This window comes from Paenibacillus albiflavus (assembly GCF_004344915.1).
In the GTDB taxonomy this organism is placed as follows: domain Bacteria; phylum Bacillota; class Bacilli; order Paenibacillales; family NBRC-103111; genus Paenibacillus_AM; species Paenibacillus_AM albiflavus.
This window is the reverse complement of the sequence record NZ_SKFG01000081.1, coordinates 24,639-47,792: the sequence shown is the minus strand read 5'-3', so window position 1 is coordinate 47,792 and position 23,154 is coordinate 24,639. Positions and strand designations below refer to the sequence as shown.

Annotated in this window: 20 protein-coding genes and 1 other annotated feature; all 20 genes read right to left on the bottom strand. The window is 43.1% G+C overall.

The genetic code is table 11. From position 1 onward, the window contains the following. Nucleotides 1-12: 12 nt before the first annotated feature. Entirely contained in the window at nucleotides 13-858 is an 846-nt protein-coding gene (locus tag E0485_RS24690; RefSeq protein WP_132420714.1) for an ABC transporter permease, read from the bottom strand. Between the two features lie 8 nt (nucleotides 859-866). Next, nucleotides 867-1,817 (bottom strand): ABC transporter permease, encoded by a 951-nt coding sequence (locus tag E0485_RS24685; protein WP_132420712.1) that lies wholly within the window; start codon nucleotides 1,815-1,817, stop codon nucleotides 867-869. A gap of 209 nt (nucleotides 1,818-2,026) precedes the next feature. After that, nucleotides 2,027-3,574, bottom strand: coding sequence for an ABC transporter substrate-binding protein (locus tag E0485_RS24680; protein WP_407944879.1), 1,548 nt, complete (start codon nucleotides 3,572-3,574; stop codon nucleotides 2,027-2,029). Between the two features lie 245 nt (nucleotides 3,575-3,819). Beyond that, nucleotides 3,820-5,010: an elongation factor Tu gene (tuf, locus tag E0485_RS24675; RefSeq protein WP_132420708.1), complete on the bottom strand. Its 1,191-nt coding sequence runs from the start codon at nucleotides 5,008-5,010 to the stop codon at nucleotides 3,820-3,822. A gap of 107 nt (nucleotides 5,011-5,117) precedes the next feature. Next, nucleotides 5,118-7,193 carry an elongation factor G gene (gene fusA / locus E0485_RS24670; protein ID WP_132420706.1) on the bottom strand — a complete coding sequence of 692 codons (2,076 nt, stop codon included), beginning with the start codon at nucleotides 7,191-7,193 and terminating at the stop codon, nucleotides 5,118-5,120. Between the two features lie 35 nt (nucleotides 7,194-7,228). Then, entirely contained in the window at nucleotides 7,229-7,699 is a 471-nt protein-coding gene (rpsG, locus tag E0485_RS24665; protein ID WP_132420704.1) for a 30S ribosomal protein S7, read from the bottom strand. Between the two features lie 66 nt (nucleotides 7,700-7,765). Continuing rightward, nucleotides 7,766-8,185: a 30S ribosomal protein S12 gene (gene rpsL / locus E0485_RS24660; RefSeq protein ID WP_132420702.1), complete on the bottom strand. Its 420-nt coding sequence runs from the start codon at nucleotides 8,183-8,185 to the stop codon at nucleotides 7,766-7,768. A 178-nt stretch (nucleotides 8,186-8,363) separates the two neighbouring features. Then, nucleotides 8,364-8,615: a ribosomal L7Ae/L30e/S12e/Gadd45 family protein gene (locus E0485_RS24655; RefSeq protein WP_132420700.1), complete on the bottom strand. Its 252-nt coding sequence runs from the start codon at nucleotides 8,613-8,615 to the stop codon at nucleotides 8,364-8,366. Between the two features lie 173 nt (nucleotides 8,616-8,788). Continuing rightward, nucleotides 8,789-12,409 carry a DNA-directed RNA polymerase subunit beta' gene (gene rpoC / locus E0485_RS24650; protein ID WP_132420698.1) on the bottom strand — a complete coding sequence of 1,207 codons (3,621 nt, stop codon included), beginning with the start codon at nucleotides 12,407-12,409 and terminating at the stop codon, nucleotides 8,789-8,791. A 90-nt stretch (nucleotides 12,410-12,499) separates the two neighbouring features. Next, nucleotides 12,500-16,033: a DNA-directed RNA polymerase subunit beta gene (rpoB, locus tag E0485_RS24645; protein WP_132420696.1), complete on the bottom strand. Its 3,534-nt coding sequence runs from the start codon at nucleotides 16,031-16,033 to the stop codon at nucleotides 12,500-12,502. Between the two features lie 494 nt (nucleotides 16,034-16,527). Next, a complete protein-coding gene (locus E0485_RS24640; RefSeq protein WP_132420694.1) occupies nucleotides 16,528-17,124 on the bottom strand; it encodes a class I SAM-dependent methyltransferase in 597 nt (198 codons plus the stop codon). A gap of 111 nt (nucleotides 17,125-17,235) precedes the next feature. Then, the gene (gene rplL, locus E0485_RS24635; RefSeq protein ID WP_132420692.1) at nucleotides 17,236-17,601 is read right to left on the bottom strand and encodes a 50S ribosomal protein L7/L12; all 366 of its coding nucleotides are present in this window, start codon (nucleotides 17,599-17,601) and stop codon (nucleotides 17,236-17,238) included. Between the two features lie 50 nt (nucleotides 17,602-17,651). After that, on the bottom strand, nucleotides 17,652-18,158 hold the full coding sequence (gene rplJ / locus E0485_RS24630) for a 50S ribosomal protein L10 (protein ID WP_132420690.1): 507 nt from the start codon (nucleotides 18,156-18,158) through the stop codon (nucleotides 17,652-17,654). Between the two features lie 73 nt (nucleotides 18,159-18,231). Beyond that, nucleotides 18,232-18,393: a sequence feature (ribosomal protein L10 leader region), on the bottom strand. Between the two features lie 64 nt (nucleotides 18,394-18,457). Beyond that, entirely contained in the window at nucleotides 18,458-19,150 is a 693-nt protein-coding gene (gene rplA / locus E0485_RS24625) for a 50S ribosomal protein L1 (protein ID WP_132420688.1), read from the bottom strand. Between the two features lie 77 nt (nucleotides 19,151-19,227). Continuing rightward, the gene (rplK, locus tag E0485_RS24620; RefSeq protein WP_132420686.1) at nucleotides 19,228-19,653 is read right to left on the bottom strand and encodes a 50S ribosomal protein L11; all 426 of its coding nucleotides are present in this window, start codon (nucleotides 19,651-19,653) and stop codon (nucleotides 19,228-19,230) included. Between the two features lie 147 nt (nucleotides 19,654-19,800). Beyond that, nucleotides 19,801-20,334, bottom strand: coding sequence for a transcription termination/antitermination protein NusG (gene nusG, locus E0485_RS24615; RefSeq protein ID WP_132420684.1), 534 nt, complete (start codon nucleotides 20,332-20,334; stop codon nucleotides 19,801-19,803). A 9-nt stretch (nucleotides 20,335-20,343) separates the two neighbouring features. Further along, nucleotides 20,344-20,541, bottom strand: coding sequence for a preprotein translocase subunit SecE (gene secE, locus E0485_RS24610; RefSeq protein ID WP_132420816.1), 198 nt, complete (start codon nucleotides 20,539-20,541; stop codon nucleotides 20,344-20,346). A 36-nt stretch (nucleotides 20,542-20,577) separates the two neighbouring features. Then, nucleotides 20,578-20,727, bottom strand: a complete 150-nt coding sequence (rpmG, locus tag E0485_RS24605) for a 50S ribosomal protein L33 (RefSeq protein WP_132420682.1) — start codon at nucleotides 20,725-20,727, stop codon at nucleotides 20,578-20,580. Nucleotides 20,728-21,027: 300 nt separating this feature from the next. Beyond that, complete coding sequence (locus E0485_RS24600; protein ID WP_132420680.1) at nucleotides 21,028-21,390, bottom strand: cupredoxin domain-containing protein; 363 nt, start codon at nucleotides 21,388-21,390, stop codon at nucleotides 21,028-21,030. Nucleotides 21,391-21,472: 82 nt separating this feature from the next. Beyond that, nucleotides 21,473-23,119 carry a b(o/a)3-type cytochrome-c oxidase subunit 1 gene (locus tag E0485_RS24595; RefSeq protein ID WP_132420678.1) on the bottom strand — a complete coding sequence of 549 codons (1,647 nt, stop codon included), beginning with the start codon at nucleotides 23,117-23,119 and terminating at the stop codon, nucleotides 21,473-21,475. Nucleotides 23,120-23,154 lie beyond the last annotated feature (35 nt).

Here is a 23,154-nt window from a genome sequence, read left to right as displayed (position 1 = left end):
TGCTTCTCTCCATTATCGTTGATTTATTTTAGGCTCAAAAGCGGCACGGAACACGTCGCCTAAGAAATTAAAGCTTAATACAGTTAACAAAATAAATAGACCTGGGAACAAAGCAAGATATGGCGCTTCCCCGATAAAGCCCTGTGCGTTATTCAGCATACTTCCCCATGAAGAATTCGGCTGCTGCACACCTAATCCCAAGAAGCTTAATGCGGATTCCATCATAATCGCCCCTGCAATATTGATTGTAGCCGCAACAATGATCGTTGGCATAATATTCGGTACGATATGTCTTGTAATGATTTTGAAGACACTTTGTCCTGATACTCGCGCGTACAGTACATATTCTCGTTCTTTGATCGACAAGGTCTCTGCACGAACAATCCGTGAAATATTCATCCAACTGAGAAAACCGATGATAATGACAATTGTAGCGATCCCCGGCTTCAGATATGCATTGAGTACTAGCATAATAAAGAAAGATGGAATCGACATAAAGATATCGACTAACCTCATCATGAAATTGTCAAACCATCCGCCAAAGTAAGCACTCATCGTTCCAACCGCGGTACCAACGACAATGGAAATGGCCATTGCCATAAATCCGACGCTTAAGGATACTCTTGCTCCATATAGAGCACGAGCAAAGTAATCACGACCTAGGTCATCTGTACCAAACCAGTGTGCTGCACTCGGTGGCTGAAGACGATCAGGTTGGACAATTGCATTCGGATCATAAGGAACGAGGAATGCAAAAATCGCTAATAAAATAAATAGGATTAAGATGATAAGCGCTGCAAAGCCTGCTTTTTGTTCTATAAGCTGGTTTTTGAGAAAACGCAATTTTAATTGATTCATTCTGTCTGTCACCTCGCCGTCTTGATTCTCGGATCAACTACGCCATACAGTAAATCAGCTATCAAGTTACCGATTACAAGGAATAGTGACGTTATCATCGTTATACCCATAATAACAGGATAATCAAGACCGAAAATCGCTGTAATACCTAATGAACCCATACCTGGCCATGTAAATACAGTTTCGGTAATGAAAGCACCCGCAATTAGCTCTGAAAGTGACATCCCGAGAATTGTGATGATTGGCAAGAGCACATTCTTTAATACATGTCGTACAAGTACAGTTCCACGCGTTGAACCATAGGCATATTGGATCTGTACATAATCTTCTTCTAATTGACTAATCGTGTTCGAACGAATATAACGCATATATACCGATACTTGCATTAAACATAGAACGGTACATGGCAAAATTCCATGCTTGATAATATCTAGAACGGAATCCTTTCCAATTGTACGCATTCCCATACTTGGCAGCCACTGCAGCTCGATTGCAAATAAGTAAATCAGCATCATAGCAAACCAAAAGCCTGGAATTGAAATCCCAATATAAGATAATAAACTGAATATACGGTCAACCAGACGATTCTTCTTAGCAGCAGAAATTAATCCTAATGGAATTGCAATAATTAAAGATAATAGAAGCGCTGATCCCATTAGCCCTAGAGTAGCTGGTATTCGCTCCATAATTAGCGTTGATACAGGTCTATGATTCACAAGTGAATAACCTAAATCGCCGCTTAGCACATTCTTAAGCCAGTATAGATATTGCATATACACAGGCTCATTAAGTCCTAGACTCACTCGGATTCTTTCGATATCCTCAGGCTTCATGTTCGGTGTAACGAACGAGTTAACAGGATCACCGGGTGCTAGCTTAATTAATGCAAAGGATACAATTGAAATGAACAGCAGCAATGGTATGGCCTGCAGAATCCGGCGCAATACATACTTTGACAATGAAACTCCCCCCGCAGACAGCGCTGGCAACTTTATGCACATACGCTTTGATAAACCAAGAAGATACGTTACTTGCGTCTTAATAAGAGCAGAAGCGTATCTTAAGGGTAACTCTATATAACGAAAATAAGCTGTACCTAAACAGCTTATTTTCGTTTGGTGAAATCAAAAGCATAATGAATTAAAGATATCTGTCATTCAGTTATGCATTACTTCATGTAAACTTTGGACAAGTCTTCAAGCATAACGACTGGTTTAGGATTTGCTTCCTGTAAACCGCCAAACTGCTTGTTTACCGCTACAATCGCTTTACCATAAGCGATTGGATAATAAGTCATTTCATTCGCAACAGTTTGCTGAATTTGCTTGTAAATCTCCGCACGCTTAGTAGTATCCATCTCTACCGCGCCTTTAACCCACAAATCATCAAACTCTTTGTTTTTATAGTGTGCATAGTTATAGCCTTCATCACTCATAAATAATGAACGATAAGCATCTGGCTCAGAACCCATGATGTATCCGCCAAATGTCAAATCGTAATCCTTATTATTCATATCTAGTGATTTATTGCCTAGTGCAGTAACATCCATAGGCATTAATTCAATCTCAATACCTACATCCTTAAGTTTTTGCTGTAGGTACAGCGCTTGACTTGTTTGTGGCTTATTGGTATTCGCATAAGCAAGCTTAAGCTTTAAATTACTTACGCCAGCTGATTTCAACAATTCTTTTGCTTTTTCTACATTGTAGTCGTAAGTTTCAACGTCTGTTGTATGGTATAGCGTATCAGGAGTTAGAATCGACGCTGCAGGCTCTGCAAATTCTAGTGAAGAGTAAGCTGTCTCAATCATTTCTTTTTTATTAATGGCATAGGCAATTGCTTGTCTAACTTCTTTCTTCTGTACAACCTCATTGTTTAGGTTAAATACCATATAAACTAGACGACCTTCAGGGTACACTAGCATTTCATATTTACCTGTATCATTCAACTTCTTGTAATCCTGCGCATCAACCATCTTCATTTGAATTTCGCCATTTTGAAGAGCAAGATTGGATGCATTCGGATCTTTGGCAATACGATAAGTTACAGAATCAAGCTTCGGCTTACCATCGTAATAGTTATCAAAACGGTCAAGCATTACATACTCACCTGGACGATATTCTTTGAATTTAAAGGAACCGGAACCTACAGGTGCTTCATTCTTGCTGCTTTTCTCAATGTCGGCTTCGCCTTCAAAGATGTGCTTTGGAATCGGGGAGACCTGAACCAGTGCTCCTTCGAATGCTGCCGTAACTTCCGGCAAAATGAATTCAACTGTCAAATCATCCACTTTGTTCACTTTCATTGGTTTGTTATCAAATACGAAGTAACTGCGGAAGAAGCTATGCTGCTTCTCATCTAAAATACTGTTAAATGTGAACACAACATCATCAGCTGTTAGCTTCTCACCATCGTGCCATGTCAGACCGCTGCGAAGCTTCATAGTATACTTCAGATTGTCTTCTGAACGAGTTAGACTCTCAGCTAATGCATAAGTTGTCTTACCGTCGTTAATTTTAATAAATGGTGCGTATAACGTTTGGTTGATCGTTAATGTCACACGGTCACCTGCGTATAGCGGGTTCATTGCTTTGGGATCATCTTGAACTGCCATGATCAAGTTTCCGCCTTCTTTAGGTGCACCTGTTTCTGGCGCAGAAGTACCTCCTGGTGTTTCTTGACTGCCTTTGGAGCCACATGCACTTACTACGAGCATGATGCACAGTAAGGCAATCGCTAATATAGATCGTTTATTTTTCACGTTGTCTTTCCCCCTCATTATGTCTTCTAAAGTTGAATAGGACTATTATAGCAAATACTAAAAAAACTTCAATACCTTAATCCGAGTGAATTGATAAGAATTAATGGATTATTTTATTTTTGACCATAAAACAAAGAAGCTCATTGTCCATTAGACAATGAGCTTCCATCATTACTAAATCGCAAAGCGATTAAGCAATATTACTTAATGATTGTAGCAACCGCACCTGCACCAACAGTACGTCCGCCTTCGCGAATCGCGAAACGAGTACCTTCTTCAATCGCGATTGGCGCGATCAATTCTACAGTAACAGTGATGTTATCGCCAGGCATAACCATTTCAGTACCTTCTGGTAGGTTGATGATACCAGTTACGTCAGTTGTACGGAAATAGAATTGTGGACGGTATCCAGGGAAGAAAGGCTTATGACGGCCACCTTCTTCTTTAGTTAGAACGTAAACTTGTGCTGTAAAGTCAGTGTGTGGCTTAACGGAACCAACTTTTGCAAGAACTTGACCACGCTCGATGTCATTACGGTCAACACCACGAAGTAGTGCGCCGATGTTGTCACCAGCTTGTGCGGAATCAAGAAGCTTACGGAACATTTCAACGCCTGTAACTACGCATTTGCGAGTTTCTTCAGCGATACCAACGATTTCAACTTCGTCTTGTACTTTAACAGTACCACGCTCAACACGGCCAGTAGCAACTGTACCACGACCAGTGATGGAGAATACGTCCTCGACAGGCATAAGGAAAGGCTTATCAGTTTGACGCTCAGGTTGTGGAATATAAGTATCAACTTGTTCGAACAACTCGATAATTTTGTCAGCCCACTCGCCATCAGGGTTTTGCAACGCTTCACGAGCAGAACCACGGATGATTGGAGTGTCGTCGCCAGGGAATTCATATTCGCTAAGAAGATCGCGAATTTCCATTTCAACTAGCTCAAGAAGCTCATCGTCTTCAACCATGTCGCATTTGTTCATGAATACAACGATGTAAGGTACGCCTACTTGACGAGACAATAGGATGTGCTCGCGAGTTTGTGGCATAGGGCCGTCAGATGCGGATACTACTAGAATAGCTCCGTCCATTTGTGCAGCACCAGTAATCATGTTTTTAACATAGTCGGCGTGACCTGGGCAGTCAACGTGTGCATAGTGACGGTTAGGTGTTTCATACTCAACGTGGGAAGTTGAGATTGTGATACCACGTTCGCGCTCTTCTGGAGCTTTATCGATTTGATCGAATGCGATCGCTGCGCCACCATATCTTTTGGAAAGAACAGTTGTGATTGCAGCAGTCAAAGTAGTTTTACCATGGTCAACGTGACCGATTGTACCGATGTTAACATGCGGTTTGTTACGTTCAAATTTAGCCTTTGCCATTTTAAACAATACCTCCCTGGGTAAATGAATAGTTATTAATTATATAGGCAGGCCGAGATATCCGAATTCTACTCGAATAAGGATATTCCGACCGGCTTTTACCTTAATTACTCACCTTTGTGCTTAGCGATAATTTCATCAGAAATATTCTTAGGCACTTCTTCGTAGTGAGAAAGTTCCATGGAATAAGTTCCACGGCCTTGTGTACCAGAGCGAAGTACAGTTGAGAATCCGAACATTTCGGACAAAGGTACTTTACCACGAATAAATTGAGCACCAGCACGTGAATCCATACCTTCGATGCGACCACGACGGGAGTTAAGCATACCCATTGCGTCACCCATGTATTCTTCAGGAACTGTTACTTCAACCTTCATGATTGGCTCTAGAAGGGTAGGATTACACTTGTCCTTAGCAGCTTTAAGCGCCATGGAACCAGCGATCTTAAACGCCATCTCGTTGGAGTCAACATCATGGTAAGAACCGTCTACGACAGTTGCTTTAAGGTCCACTAATGGGAATCCAGCAAGTACACCGTTTTTCATGGATTCTTCGATACCAGCTTGGATTGGAGCAACGTATTCTCTAGGAATCGCACCACCGACAATCTTGCTTTCGAAGATAAATCCACTACCAGCTTCAAGCGGTTCGAATTCAACCCAACAATGTCCGTATTGACCACGGCCACCGGATTGGCGAACGAATTTACCTTCGACTTTAGCAGGCGTACGGAATGTTTCGCGGTAAGCAACCTGTGGTTTACCCACGTTGGTTTCTACTTTGAACTCACGACGCATACGGTCAACGATAATTTCTAGGTGAAGCTCACCCATACCTGAAAGGATGGTTTGACCAGTTTCTTCATCAGTTTTCGCTCTTAATGTCGGATCTTCTTCCGTCAATTTGGAAAGAGCGATACCCATTTTGTCTTGGTCAGCTTTCGTTTTTGGCTCAACTGCTAGGTCGATAACCGGATCAGGGAAGTTCATGGACTCCAAAATAACCGGATGCTTCTCATCACATAGTGTATCACCTGTACCAGTATCTTTCAAACCTACTGCTGCCGCGATATCTCCGGAGTAAACTTCGGAAATTTCTTGGCGGCTGTTCGCATGCATTTGAAGGATACGACCGACACGCTCACGCTTGCCTTTAGTTGCATTAATTACGTATGAACCTGATTGCAATACACCGGAATACACACGGAAGAACGTGAGTTTACCAACGTAAGGGTCAGTAGCAATTTTGAATGCAAGAGCAGCAAACGGCTCTTCATCGGATGATTTACGTACTGTTTCAGTACCGTCTTCAAGGGTACCCTTGATGTCTGGAACGTCAACTGGTGCTGGTAGGTAATCTACAACAGCATCTAGTACAAGTTGTACCCCTTTGTTGCGGTATGAAGAACCACAAACAACTGGGAAGATTTTAACTTCACATACGCCTTTGCGTAGTGCAGCCTTTAACTCAGGAATAGAAATTTCTTCACCTTCAAGGTATTTCATTGTTAGCTCTTCGTCTAGCTCAGCAACTTTCTCAACTAGCTCGGAACGAAGTTCAGCAACTTTCTCCTTGAATTCTTCAGGAATTTCTACTACTTCGATGTTAAGACCTTTATCGTCTTTGAACATGTGAGCTTTTTCTTCAATGATATCGATGATACCAGCGAAGTCATTCTCTGCACCAATTGGCAATTGAATTGCAACTGCGTTAGCACCAAGCTTATCATGCATTGATTTAATAACGTTTAAGTAGTCAGCGCCAATGATATCCATTTTGTTAACATAAGCAACACGAGGAACACCATACTTATCAGCTTGTCTCCATACAGTCTCAGACTGTGGTTCTACGCCTTCTTTGGCACTAAATACACCAACTGCCCCATCCAATACACGAAGGGAACGTTCAACTTCAACAGTGAAGTCAACGTGTCCCGGGGTATCAATAATATTGATGCGGTGACCTTTCCACGAAGCGGTAGTCGCAGCGGAAGTAATTGTAATTCCGCGTTCCTGCTCTTGTTCCATCCAGTCCATCGTAGCTGCACCTTCGTGCACTTCACCAATTTTGTGTGTACGACCTGTGAAGAACAAGATACGCTCTGTAGTCGTTGTCTTACCAGCATCAATATGAGCCATGATCCCGATATTACGCGTATCTTTTAAGGAGAACTCTCTTGACATACGTTTGTCTCCTTCCTAATATAACAAGGTTTATCCTACCAACGGTAGTGTGCGAACGCTTTGTTTGCTTCAGCCATTTTGTGAGTATCCTCACGTTTCTTAACAGAAGCACCTGTGCTATTGCTTGCATCGATAATCTCGTTTGCAAGTCTCTCTTCCATCGTTTTTTCACCACGAAGACGAGAGTAGTTTACTAACCAACGAAGACCTAGAGTCGTACGACGCTCAGGCTTAACTTCGATTGGCACTTGATAGTTAGCACCACCAACACGACGAGCTTTAACTTCAAGAACTGGCATAATGTTCTTAATAGCTGTCTCAAACACTTCCATCGGCTCTTTACCAGTACGATCTTTCACGAGGTTAAAAGCGTTATATAGGATGGACTGTGCTGTCCCTCTTTTTCCATCAATCATGATACGGTTGATAAGACGAGTGACCAACTTGCTATTGTAAATTGGATCTGGTAATACATCTCTGCGAGTAACTGGACCTTTACGAGGCATAGTTATCCCCCTTTCTTTGAAAAATCATCCGTTATGTGCTTAGCATATCATGCGATAAGCTCGGATTTATTTTTTTACTTTAGGACGTTTTGTTCCGTATTTGGAACGGGATTGCTTACGGTTATTAACACCAGCAGTATCAAGCGCACCACGAACGATGTGATAACGTACCCCTGGAAGGTCTTTTACTCTACCACCACGAATCAACACCACGCTGTGTTCTTGCAAGTTGTGACCGATACCTGGGATGTAAGCTGTAACCTCGACACGGTTAGTCAAACGTACACGAGCATATTTACGAAGAGCCGAGTTCGGCTTTTTCGGAGTCATTGTACCTACACGAGTACAAACGCCGCGTTTTTGTGGAGCACTGATATCCGTAGCTTCTCTTTTCAAAGCGTTAAAGCCTCTTTGTAGAGCTGGGGATTTCGATTTTACCACTTTGGCTTGGCGTCCTTTACGTACTAATTGGTTAATAGTTGGCATTTCGCCACCTCCTCTCTAATAGTAAAACACTTCAATGCTAATTTGTTGACGACAGTTGAATACTTCATATGGAAGCGATCGTGGATTACAAGTCCACAGATCCAGGCGAGTCATAAAAGAGCAAAGAGAAAGTTTTTGTCTCAGGATTTAACCCCCATCCAACAAAAACGCTTCTAGTTTATTCTATTACGATTGCCACTACAGCTGCGCCTACTTCGATCCCGCATGCTTTACCAAGCAGCTTCATGGATTCTACGTAGTCGACCTCAACCCCTGCTTTGGTGCAAAGGGAAGCCACTTTTATCGTCAATCGCGGATCTGCATCATTTGCAATAATAACTTTGTCCGCTTTCCCGAGCTGAACAGCCCTGGTAGCTTGCTTCGTACCAACAAACAATTGATTGGCCTGCTTGACTTCTTCGTAAGACATGGATAAAATCCTCCACTCAAAGTTTCGCAAATCTACAACTATCGTAGGCACACTCAGATATAATAGCATTTCATTTCAAGTGTGTCAAGAAATGATTTTGAAATTTATTTCTTAAATAAAAACACCGCCCACACACGGCTCGTGTAATGGACGGTGGTATTGATTGAATGAATCTACTCCGCAGCTACCGTTTCCATCTCAGCTGATTCAGAGTTTTGAACTTCATCATGCGGTGTCGTAATTCGGATGTTGCGGTAACGAGGCATACCCGTACCCGCAGGAATTAGCTTACCGATAATAACGTTCTCTTTAAGACCGAGCAATTGGTCAACTTTACCCTTAATTGCTGCATCCGTCAAGACACGAGTTGTCTCTTGGAATGATGCTGCAGATAGGAAGGAGTCAGTTTCAAGTGATGCTTTCGTAATACCGAGAAGGATTGGCTTAGCAACCGCTGGCTCTGTACCTGCGAATAGTGCCACTTTGTTTGCTTCTTCATATTCATGCATGTTAACGAAGGCACCTGGAAGCAGTGTAGTATCCCCTGCGTCAACGATACGGATTTTGCGTAACATTTGGCGAATCATGACTTCGACGTGCTTGTCGTTAATTTCTACCCCTTGGTTACGATAAACGCGCTGAACCTCTTGCAGAATGTAGTTCTGCACACCGCGAATACCCTTGATGCGCAGCATCTCCTTCGGATCGATCGAACCATCGGTTAACTCGTCACCAGCTTCTATATGCTGACCAATCGTTACACGAACACGTGAACCGTATGGTACAGGATATACGCGGGATTCCGCTTCACCTTCAACTTCGATCTCGCGACGATCTTTCGCCTCGCGAATATCTTTAACAACGCCGTCGATCTCTGTGATGATCGCTTGACCTTTTGGATTACGAGCCTCAAATAGCTCCTGAATCCGCGGCAAACCTTGTGTAATATCGTCTCCGGCAACGCCCCCGGTATGGAACGTACGCATTGTAAGCTGTGTTCCTGGCTCACCGATGGATTGTGCAGCAATAATACCAACTGCTTCCCCAATCTCAACATGCTGACCAGTTGCAAGGTTACGACCGTAACATTTTTTACATACGCCATGTACAGAACGGCAAGAAAGAACGGAACGAATTTGCAACTTCTCAACGCCTGCATCAATAATCGCATTCGCTTCAGTAGCTTCGATTAGTTCGTTGCGGCCAATGATGACTTCGCCAGTCTTCGGATTACGTACAGTTTCGAACGCATAGCGACCTTCAATACGGTCAAACAGGTCTTCAATAACCTCTTTACCATCTTGAATCTTCGAAACAGTGAAACCTTTGTCTGTACCACAATCATCTTCACGAACGATTACGTCTTGCGCAACGTCAACCAGACGACGAGTTAGGTAACCTGAGTCCGCTGTACGAAGTGCCGTATCGGCTAGACCTTTACGGGCACCGTGCGTTGAAATAAAGTACTCAAGGACCGTTAAGCCTTCACGGAAGTTAGACTTAATCGGAAGTTCGATAATTTTACCAGCCGGGTTGGCCATTAGACCACGCATACCGCCAAGTTGAGTAATCTGCGATTTGTTACCCCGTGCTTTGGATTCAACCATCATGTTGATGGAGTTGTATTTATCGAGGGATTTCATCAGAATGTCTGTAATTTCATCCTTCGCTTTACTCCAAATGCCAATTACACGATCGTAACGCTCATCATCTGTGATCAGACCACGACGGTATTGCTGCGTAACTGTACGAACATGCTCTTCAGACTTCTTCAAGATTTGATCTTTTTCTTCCGGTACGACAACGTCTGAAACGGCAACCGTGATTCCCGCTTTCGTCGAATACGTAAATCCGAGCTGTTTGATCTTATCCAGAATAACCGAAGTTTCTGTTGTATGGTACTTACGGAAGCATTCCGCAATAATTGTTCCAAGATAATCTTTACCTACTGCCTTACACTCTGGTGTTTCTTCCATCATCTTGCGAAGGTCTGCACCTTTCTCGAATGCAAAATACTGGTCAGGTGTACCGTACAGAAGGTTTGTCTTCGTAGGCTCATTGATAAACGGCAGATCTTCTGGGAAAATCTCATTGAAAATGACTTTTCCGACTGTCGTAATCAACATTGCTTCTTGTTGACGCTCAGTAAAGCTTGTTTTGTTCAGCGCTTTTACTGGAATCGCGATACGGGCGTGAAGTGATGCTTTACCGCTTTGGTAAGAGGAAACAGCTTCATTAACCGTACGTACAATTGCACCGCTGCCCTTAGCTTTCTTGTTATCCATCGTCAAGTAGAAGGAACCAAGAACCATATCCTGAGATGGTGTAACAACTGGCTTACCATCTTTCGGGTTCAGGATGTTACCAGCTGCTAGCATCAGAAGACGTGCTTCTGCTTGTGCTTCAGCTGAAAGCGGAACGTGAACGGCCATTTGGTCACCGTCGAAGTCAGCGTTATAAGCTGTACATACGAGTGGGTGAAGCTTAATCGCACGGCCTTCAACTAGAATTGGTTCAAATGCTTGAATACCAAGTCTGTGAAGCGTCGGTGCACGGTTAAGCAGAACCGGATGTTCACGAATTACTTCTTCTAGAACGTCCCATACATCTAAGGATACACGTTCTACTTTGCGCTTCGCGCTCTTAATGTTGTGCGCAAGCCCTTTATTAACAAGCTCCTTCATTACGAAAGGCTTAAATAGCTCCAATGCCATTTCTTTTGGCAGACCGCATTGATACATCTTCAGGCTCGGTCCAACAACGATAACGGAACGACCAGAGTAGTCAACACGTTTACCTAGCAAGTTCTGACGGAAACGTCCTTGCTTACCTTTAAGCATATGGCTCAAGGATTTAAGCGGACGGTTACCTGGCCCAGTAACTGGACGACCACGACGACCATTATCGATTAGAGCATCGACAGCTTCTTGAAGCATACGCTTCTCGTTCTGTACGATGATATCTGGAGCGCCAAGATCAAGCAAACGTTTCAAACGGTTGTTACGGTTGATAACGCGGCGGTACAAGTCGTTAAGGTCAGATGTCGCAAAACGACCACCATCTAGTTGTACCATTGGACGAAGTTCTGGCGGAATAACAGGCAGAACGTCAAGAATCATCCATTCTGGATTGTTCTTGGAGTTACGGAATGCTTCCATAACTTCAAGACGCTTAATTGCACGGTTACGACGCTGACCTTGAGCAGTCTTAAGCTCTTCTTTGAGTTGTTCTACTTCACGGTCAATTTCGATATCTTGCAAAAGTTTCTTAACGGCTTCAGCACCCATACCAGCTTGGAAAGCATAGCCATACTTTTCACGGTATGAACGATATTCTTTCTCAGAAAGCAATTGTTTCTTCTCAAGCGGTGTGTCACCTGGATCTGTCACGACATAAGAAGCGAAGTAAATAACTTCTTCTAATGAACGTGGCGACATGTCCAAAGCAAGACCCATACGGCTGGGGATTCCTTTGAAATACCAGATGTGTGATACAGGAGCAGCTAGCTCAATATGCCCCATACGTTCGCGGCGTACTTTTTGGCGAGTTACTTCAACGCCGCAGCGATCGCAGACAACGCCTTTGTAACGTACACGCTTGTACTTACCGCAATGACATTCCCAATCTTTCGTTGGTCCGAAAATTTTCTCACAGAACAAGCCTTCTTTCTCAGGTTTAAGTGTTCTGTAGTTAATTGTTTCCGGCTTCTTTACTTCTCCGCGGGACCACGAACGAATTTTGTCAGGCGATGCCAGACCAATTTTCATAAACTCGAAGTTGTTAACGTCCAACAAGGAGCAACCCTCCTTAAAGTTATGGTAGTAACTAGGTAGAAACGCCTGTGCCGCCCCTTTACAGGACGGCATGCGTTTCAGCAAAACTGATTATTCAACTCCGACTTCGGCGCCTTCAAGATTAAGATTTAGCTTATCTGACGCAGCGTCGTCTTCATCATCGGATTCTTTCATTTCGATTTCTTTCTCGTCGCCAGATAGGATTTTGACATCCATACCAAGACTTTGTAGTTCTTTGATCAGAACCTTGAAGGATTCAGGAACCCCTGGTTCTGGAATATTTTCACCTTTGACGATCGATTCGTACGTTTTCACACGGCCAACAACGTCATCGGATTTAACTGTAAGAATTTCTTGCAACGTATAAGCTGCACCGTATGCCTCAAGTGCCCAAACCTCCATCTCACCGAAACGCTGTCCACCGAACTGCGCTTTACCGCCGAGAGGCTGTTGCGTAACAAGTGAGTAAGGTCCAGTTGAACGCGCGTGGATCTTATCGTCGACCATGTGCGCCAGTTTGATCATGTACATGACACCAACTGTAACTTCACGTTCGAACTCTTCACCTGTACGTCCATCGTACAGCAAGGTTTTACCATTACGCTGCATGCCAGCTTCTTCCATCGTATCGAATACATCGTACTCGCTGGCTCCGTCGAATACTGGTGTTGCAACATGCAGACCAAGCTGCTTAGCTGCCATACCAAGGTGAACCTCAAGTACCTGTCCGATGTTCATACGCGATGGAACCCCTAGTGGGTTAAGCACGACCTCAACCGGTGTGCCATCCGGCATGAACGGCATATCTTCCTCAGGGAGAATACGAGCAATGACACCCTTATTACCGTGGCGTCCCGCCATTTTATCACCTTCGGAAATTTTACGTTTTTGTGCGATATAGACACGAACCAATTGGTTAACACCTGGCGGCAATTCATCGCCATTCTCACGTGTAAATACCTTCACATCAACGACGATACCATCAGTACCATGCGGTACGCGCAAGCTTGTATCACGAACCTCACGTGCTTTCTCACCGAAGATTGCATGCAATAAACGTTCCTCTGCAGTCAGCTCTGTTACACCCTTAGGCGTTACTTTACCAACCAAGATATCGCCTGCACCAATCTCAGCTCCGACACGGATAATTCCGCGCTCATCAAGATTCTTAAGCGCATCTTCACCGACATTCGGAATATCACGCGTAATTTCTTCTGGTCCTAGCTTCGTATCACGAGCTTCGGACTCATATTCTTCAATATGGATAGACGTATAAACGTCTTCTTTCACTAGTCTTTCACTAAGCAGGATCGCATCCTCATAGTTGTAACCTTCCCAAGTCATAAAGGCAACGACTACGTTGCGTCCAAGCGCTAATTCACCATGCTCTGTGGACGGGCCGTCTGCGAGAATATCGCCCTTCTTAATGACATCGCCTTTATGGACAATCGGACGTTGGTTGATACATGTACCTTGGTTAGAACGCATAAACTTGTGCAGCTTATGTTTGACAAGGTCACCATTCACAACACGACCGTCTACAACCTCTTGACGGCGAACCCAAATTTCATTGCCGGATACGCGCTCGATCACGCCGTCATGCTTGGAAACGATACATACGCCCGAATCCTTAGCCGACTTATGCTCCATACCTGTACCAACAAGCGGTGCTTTTGGAATCAAGAGTGGAACAGCTTGACGTTGCATGTTAGATCCCATTAGCGCACGGTTGGAGTCATCGTTCTCAAGGAACGGAATAAGCGCCGTCGCAACGGATACGACTTGCTTAGGCGATACGTCCATGTAGTCCACACGTTGGTTAGGGAGAATCAAGTTCTCATCCTTAAACCTTACAATAACGGTTTCTTCGGCAAACGTACCCTCTTCAGTAAGCTCAGCGTTCGCCTGCGCGATAACATAGTTATCCTCTTCATCAGCTGTCAAATACGAGATTTTCTCGGTAACGATACCTGTTTTAGGATCTACCCAGCGGTATGGTGCTTCGATGAAGCCATACTCATTGATTCTCGCAAACGTTGATAAGGAGTTGATCAAACCAATATTCGGTCCCTCAGGCGTCTCAATCGGACACATACGGCCATAGTGAGAGTGATGGACGTCACGCACTTCGAAGCCTGCGCGCTCACGAGTCAAACCACCTGGTCCTAGTGCTGACAGACGACGTTTGTGCGTAAGTTCTGCTAGTGGGTTCGTTTGATCCATAAACTGCGACAACTGCGAGCTACCAAAGAACTCTTTAATAGACGCAATAACAGGTCTAATATTAATTAACGCTTGCGGTGTAATTACATTCGCATCCTGGATGGACATACGTTCGCGCACTACGCGCTCCATACGTGACAAACCAATACGGAATTGATTCTGCAATAACTCCCCGACAGAACGTAAACGACGGTTACCCAAGTGGTCAATATCATCCGTACTACCGATTCCATGCAATAAGTCAACGAAATAGTTAATGGATGCAATGATATCCGCTGGTGTAATATTCTTAACAGACTTATCGATTACAGCATTGGAAATCACTTTGACTACTTTGCCATCTTCGATAGGTGAGAAGACTTTAATCGTTTGAATTGGAATATCTGCATCGATAATCCCGTTAGGCACACGATATTCTTGTCTTCCTACGCCCTTCTCAAGGGAAGGCAAAATTTCATCAAGTAATCTACGGTCAAGCAACTGACCAGCTTCTGCAATAATTTCACCCGTATCCGGGTCAAATAAAGTTTCAGCCAGACGTTGGTTGAATAGACGATTCTTAATATGAAGCTTTTTATTTATTTTATAGCGACCGACATTCGCAAGGTCATAGCGTTTTGGATCAAAGAAGCGTGCCACAAGAAGTGAACGCGCATTATCAATCGTAGGCGGCTCGCCTGGACGAAGACGCTCATAGATCTCAATTAACGCTTTCTCTGTTGAATCGGTATTATCTTTATCTAACGTATTTTGAATAAACTCGTCTTCGCCGAGCAATTCTAAGATTTCAGCATCTGAACCAAAGCCCATTGCTCTAAGTAACACAGTCACTGGAATCTTACGCGTGCGATCAATACGCACATAAATAATGTCCTTTGCATCTGTCTCTAGCTCTAACCATGCACCACGGTTAGGGATGACAGTTGCAGTGAACGTTTTCTTACCGTTCTTATCAACTTTTGTGTTATAATAAACACTCGGAGAGCGAACCAATTGGGAGACAATAACCCGTTCGGCACCATTGATAATGAACGTCCCGGTTTCCGTCATGATTGGGAAGTCACCCATGAACACTTCTTGTTCCTTCACTTCACCGGTTTCTTTGTTGATAAGACGCACTCTCACTCTAAGTGGAGCTGCGTAAGTGACATCACGCTCTTTTGAGTCATCAACTGTGTACTTAGGTTCGCCTAAGTTATAATCGATGAACTCAAGCACTAGATTCCCCGTAAAGTCTTGAATAGGGGAGATATCTTGAAACATTTCCCTTAGACCCTCATCCAAAAACCACTGGTATGATTTTTGTTGAATTTCAATCAGGTTCGGAATCTCAAGTACCTCATTGATTCGTGCATAAGTTCTGCGTTTACGTCGACCAAACTGAACCAGATGTCCCGCCAAGTTCATTCACCCCTCGAGTCTAATCATTTCTAAATCTTTGAAGCTATACCAAATTTACAAGAACATCACTAATCAGAATTACATTAGCTTGTATTGCAAATCCTATATAACTAATAAAACACATACAAACAGCTTCAGCGCCATCCAAAGAATGATATGCGCTTCCCAAGGGATCATAGAATCCATGAATCAATCGTTATAAATTCAATATCATGAAGAAAAGCTTCCGAAAGAAGCCCTCTTGATGTGTTTTGCTGCTATCCCGTGCTGGCTGGTATAAATTAACACTTACCTTGTTAGATTTGCCGCTATAAAATGAGGATATACATTCTTATGCATCCATTTCTTCAAGTTTATGAAAAACACTTGACATTTTCAAGAATGAAGACATATAGGGCAATTCTAATACTGACATTTTTTAATGATACCACACCAGAAAAGTCAAGTCAAATATTTTTGTATACGCAACGGGCTTCTTCCCAATGCTTCAATTTTTATTTTTCCGCTTTAAAGATGCGATACCCTTTATCTTTCGTAACCTCTTCGACTCGCTCAAATAATTCCTCCAGCTTGGCATAAGCGGAAGGTGAGCCTTGCTTCTTCTGAATCACGACCCACAGTGTGCCTCCTGGCACAAGAGCTTCTCTAGCTTCTGTAAAAATACGATGAACCGTCTCTTTACCTGCGCGGATCGGCGGATTCGTAAGTACTACATCGAATTGTTCTTGTTTTACCGCCGCTAACGCATCGCTTTGCAGCACCTTCACATTCATAATTCCATTAGCAGCCGCATTCATTCGAACGAGTTCCAATGCACGCTGATTCATATCGATCATCGTTACAAAACCATTAACAGCTATAGTTGCAGCAGATAATCCAATCGGACCATACCCGCAGCCGACATCAAGCACTCTAGCATTATCCTCGAATTCCATCGATTCAATCAGAAGCTTGCTGCCAAAATCAACACCCTTCTTGGAGAACACTCCCGCATCTGTCGTAAATTTATAGGTCTTACCTCGAAGCGTTGCTTCAATCACATGTCGATCACTACATACTGTAGGCTTCTCCGAATAATAATGTTCTGACATTCGCTAACCCTCCTTTTTCTTTCATAAATAATGGATGCCTCCATCCAATCCACTTATGAAAGAAAGCAAACCCCTTGAGTTGCCTCAAGAGGTTTGCGTATAAAACCAAAATTACTTAACTTCAACGTTAGCGCCAGCTTCTTCAAGCTTAGCTTTGATTGATTCAGCATCCTCTTTGGATACTTTCTCTTTGATTGCTTTTGGTGCGTTGTCAACAAGTTCTTTAGCTTCTTTCAAGCCAAGACCAGTGATTTCGCGAACCACTTTAATTACGTTGATTTTGGACGCACCAGCGTTAGCTAGGATTACGTCGAATTCGGATTGCTCAGCAGCTGCTTCAGCAGCGCCGCCGCCAGCCATAACTGCTACAGGTGCTGCTGCAGTTACGCCAAACTCTTCTTCGATTGCTTTAACCAAGTCGTTTAATTCTAATACTGTCATGCCTTTAATGGCTTCCAAGATTTGCTCTTTGCTCATGGTTATACCTCCATCAATATATAATTCGAATTTTTTATATCACTAACTTATTAAGCTTCTGCGCCTTCTTGTTTCTCAGATACAGCTTTAACCGCAAGGGCGAAGTTGCGAACTGGAGCTTGAAGGACGCTGAGTAGCATGGATAGAAGACCTTCTCTGGAAGGTAGATCTGCCAACGCTTTGATTTGTGCAAAATCAACTACTTTACCTTCAACTACGCCGCCTTTAACTTCAAGTTTTTCGTTTTTCTTCGCAAACTGAGTTAAAATTTTCGCAGGAGATACTACATCATCCTTACTGAATGCAATCGCAGTTGGACCGGACAAGTATTGATCAAGCTCAGATAGTTCAGTCGACGCTGTCGCACGGCGAAGCATTGTGTTCTTAAGAACTGCGAACTCAATACCTGCTTCACGAAGTGATTTACGAAGCTCAGTTACTTGTGCTACGTTCAATCCACGGTAATCCGTTACGATTGCGCATGAGCTATCACGAAACTTAGCAGCTAATTCACCAACTAACTGTTCTTTCTCAGCTAAAACTTTTGCATTTGCCATTGTTACACCTCATTTCAATCGCATATTCGTTTGCAGGTTATGCAAACTTATCTGTGTTCAGCATTTCTTACGCCTAAGCAAAAAGAAATGCCTTCGCAGACAATACGAAGGCATGACGTTCATCCTTCAGGCTCACCTCGTAAGGCAAGCCATTCGGAAATTATATCACAACACCTCGGCAGGAAATTAAGCTTATTACAGCACCTGCTGTCTACGGTCTATATATTCAATATCACAACATTAGCTAGGTTATCATGACTGGCTATAAAAGTCAATCACGTTCCTGAAATTGGAACAACCTATCTATATGATTGCAAATTCACTGTTACGCTTGGTCCCATAGTTGAGGAGATCGCAACGTTCTTCAGGTATACACCTTTAGCCGCTGCTGGTTTCGCTCTAACTAGTGCATCAAGCAATGCTTTGAAGTTGTCTTGCAACTTATCAGCATCGAAAGATACTTTACCAATACCAGCATGAATTTGTCCTTGTTTGTCAAGGCGGTACTCGATTTTACCTGCTTTGATCTCTTGAACAGCTTTAGTAACGTCGAAAGTTACAGTACCTGCTTTAGGGTTCGGCATAAGACCTTTACCACCAAGCAGACGACCTAGCTTACCAACTTCACTCATCATGTCAGGAGTCGCTACGCAGACATCAAAATCAAACCAACCTTGTTGGATTTTATTAATCATGTCTTGATCACCAACAAAATCTGCTCCAGCCGCTTCCGCTTCCTTCGCTTTATCACCTTTGGCAAATACAAGAACACGCTTAGTTTTACCAGTACCGTGTGGTAGTACAACTACGCCACGAACAGCTTGGTCTTGTTTTCTTGGGTCAACACCCAAACGAACAGCTACATCAACAGTCTCGTCAAATTTAGCTGACGCTAATTTCTTAACTAGTTCAATCGCTTCTTGTGACTCGTACAGCGCATCAGCTGTTACTTGCTTGGAAGCTTCGATATATTTCTTACCGTGCTTAGCCATTTGTATTCCTCCTTTGTGGTATTAACGGGGAGTCCCTCCCACTGATTAGGCATCAATATGCCCATTATAAAACAAAATTAGTCAACAATTGTGATACCCATACTGCGAGCAGTACCTTCAACCATAAGCATTGCAGCTTCAACAGATGCAGCGTTTAGGTCAGGCATTTTTTGTTCAGCGATTTCGCGAACTTTATCACGTTTAACTGTTGCAACTTTCTTCTTGTTAGGTTCACCGGATCCTTTAGCGATACCAGCAGCCACGCGAAGAAGTACTGCAGCAGGAGGAGTTTTCGTAACGAATGTAAACGAACGATCCTCATAAACCTCGATCACAACAGGAATGATTAGACCTGCTTGATCTGCAGTTTTTGCATTAAATTCCTTACAGAAAGCCATAATGTTCACGCCTGCTTGACCCAAAGCTGGACCGATTGGCGGCGCTGGATTCGCTTTACCTGCTGGAACTTGCAATTTCACGATTTTGATAACCTTTTTTGCCATGTGAGACACCTCCTTGCGAAATTGTGGTGAAACGGGAATACTTCGAGTCCCTCCCACTGAAAAAGCCTACTCCTCTTGCAGGAACAGGCCCAGCAGAAACCTCATATATTAGAACTGCCCATCCCAAGGAATGGTCGCATTTCTAAACTATAGCTTCTCCACTTGATCAAAATCCAGTTCAAGCGGGGTTTCCCTGCCAAACATGTTGACATGGACCTTCAACTTACTCTTATCAAACAAGATTTCTTCTACTGTGCCGACAAAGTTCGCAAACGGCCCAACTTTAACACGAACCGTTTCCTTAAGGTTAAATTCTACCTTCGGTTTAGGCTCATCCATACCCATATGTTTGAGAATGGCCTCAACTTCTTCAGGATGAAGAGCTGTAGGTTTAGAACCAGAACCAGTGGAGCCGACAAATCCGGTTACGCCAGGCGTATTACGCACGACATACCAGGAATCATCTGTTTGAACCATTTCGACAAGCACATAGCCAGGGTAGACTTTGCGCATTACAGATTTCTTCTTTCCATCCTTGTTCACGATTTCTTCTTCCATCGGAACGAGTACACGGAAAATTTTATCTGTCATGTCCATGGATTCAACACGTTTCTCCAAGTTAGCTTTAACCTTGTTCTCATACCCAGAATAGGTATGAACGACGTACCAACTTTTTTCCATTGAATTCACCTATAGATCCATAATGAAACGAACAAGGTTACTAATCCCAAGGTCGAGCAAGAAGAAATAAATAGCAACAACGGCAATTGTACCTACAGTCACCAAAGTATAGCTGGTTAACTCTTTGCGGCTCGGCCACTTTACTTTCTTAAGTTCAGTATAACTGTCCTTAAAGAAACCAAAGCTAGACGAAAAACCCTTTTTCATATTCGCTAAGATAGACACAAACTACACCCCCACATACTACCTAGTCTCACGATGGCCGGTATGCTCATTGCAATATTTGCAATATTTTTTCAGTTCCATACGGTCTGGATGGTTGCGCTTATTTTTAACGGATGTATAGTTTCTTTGTTTGCAATTCGTACACGCCAGTGTAATGAATACCCGCATGTTGTACACCTCCCGAGACAGATATTTCTGCCCCGTTTAAGTGCATCATAAAGAAGCGTTTTACAGGGCTACCTGCAATACTTTAACATATGTCAAATTCTATGTCAAGCAGAACCTTGTCCACGCATCCTAGTGTTTCATTATAAATCTCATTTTATACCTAGTATAACGTGATAAAGGTTTTTTCTCTTCTATAATATAAGATTTAATATAAATCAAAGCCGCTTAAAGGAATATCCTTCGGATACGAATAACAACAGACCGCCCTTCATTAAAGGACGGCCTGTTAAATGTGAATGATTATTCTACGATCAATTTACCGATCATTTCTCCATGACCAGTACCGCACATAACGGAGCATTTAAACTCGAATGTCCCAGCTTTGTCAGCTACAAATTCTTTCGTTCCAGCTTTATCTAGGTTTACTTTGAAATCAGGGATCTCAATACCATGCATACCTTGCTTATTAACTAGTGTCAACTTCACTGTGTCGCCTTTTTTCACTTTAATTTCTTTAGCATCCCAAGCAAAGTTAGTACCTGTTACTGTTACTTCCGTTACATTACCAGTTGCAGCCGCACTTTCGGTCTTGCTGCCACAAGCGCTTAGAATTGTTGCAAATGCGAATACGGACAAAATTAAAATAGCTACTTTCGTTTTCATCGAGTAAATCCCTCCATAATATAAATTTGTATCTCTGTATAATTTCATTGATACCAGAGTTAAGTAGTAATTAATTGATAAATTACCAAGTTTTGAAGCCTGGAGACGTCACAACATCTCCGCCAATCATATCGATCACAGGAAGTGTGTAGGCAACAAGAATAAGAACTACGGTAATACCAATCCATACACCCCAACGTTCAAGAAGCTTAGGTGTTTCCCCGGAATGCTCGGAAGCTTCTGCAATTGGGTACTCCTCCGTTTCACCACGCGGCGAACGCATAAGGGCGATCACATTGTAAATCATGAGCAAGACGCCAATGAATAGAATCGTACCGCCGATTGCCATCGTTACGTTATATGGAATCCAGCCTGCTGCTTCAGCACTGCCATTATAGTCAGTTCCTTGCGTACGGCGTGGTGCACCAAGTAAACCTACCCAGTGCATCGCACCTGACATGAACAGCATACCGACGCACCAAATAATAACCTGTATAATACCGAGTTTATTCATCTTCTTCGTAAGTGGTCTACCCATCATAACGGGGATCAACCAATACATAATACCGAAGAAAGTTAAAGCAACGCTTGTTGCTACCGTTAAATGGAAGTGTCCCGTAATGAACAACGTATTATGGACAACCGCATTCATTTGGTTACTCGCGTTAATAATCCCGCCTGCTCCAGCTGGAATGAAGATCAGCATTCCCACGAAAGGTCCGAAGAATCTTACATCTCCCCATGGAAGGAACTTCAGCCATCCGAACAAGCCTTTAGCTCCTTTGGAGCGTCCATACATTTCGAATGTTGCGAACATCGAGAAAGCTGTCATCAAGGAAGGAACAATAACCATGAACGTTAATACGACTTGCAGGTACTTCCAGAACGATGGGATACCCGGTTCCATTAATTGATGGTGGAAGCCAACTGGTACGGAGAACAAGATGAATAGAATAAAAGACAATCTCGCTAACGAGTCACTAAAGATTTTGCCGCCGATGATTTTCGGAATAACAACATACCAGCAAATATAAGCAGGCATTAACCAGAAGTATACAAGCGGATGGCCAAAGAACCAGAACAGTGTGCGACTGAGCAATACGTTAACCGTATCCACCCAACCGAACGACCAAGGAATCAGTTGAAGAACAACCTCTGCCGCTACACCTAGCGTGGCTACTTGCCACAGAATCATAGTGGATACCGCCATGAAAGCGAATAGCGGAGACAATTTTCCTTTATTTTGCTTACGCCAGCTGCTGTATTGCGTAAATATAGCGAAACCACTAATCCAACTGCCGATTACAACAAGTGCCAATGCGATGTAAAAGTATGGAGATGCTTTCATTGGTGCATAGAACGTATAAAGTACAGTTGCTTGTTTAGTTAGGATACAAACTGTACCGACTAAGGTACCGATTGTCATCAGCCAGTAACCAATCCATCCCATCTTGCGAACATGTGGCAGAAGCTTGCCGCCAAGCGTTGAAGCAACTCCGGAATATAAGAAGCCAATAATAAAATATGTAGTAAAAATAAGTGCCATCAATACGCCATGCGCCGTAAGCAATTCATAGTAACCAATTAATGACGGTAAAGTAATCAGGCCACCTCTGACCAATCCTTGCAGCACACCTGCGATACCACCTATTAAAAGCGCAGCAAACGCTAATAGTACATGTGCGAGTATGAGCTTCGAGTCTTTCGGATCAAACCTTTTATCTTTCATTGCGAATATCTCCTTCAAAATAAAGTTTGGATTTC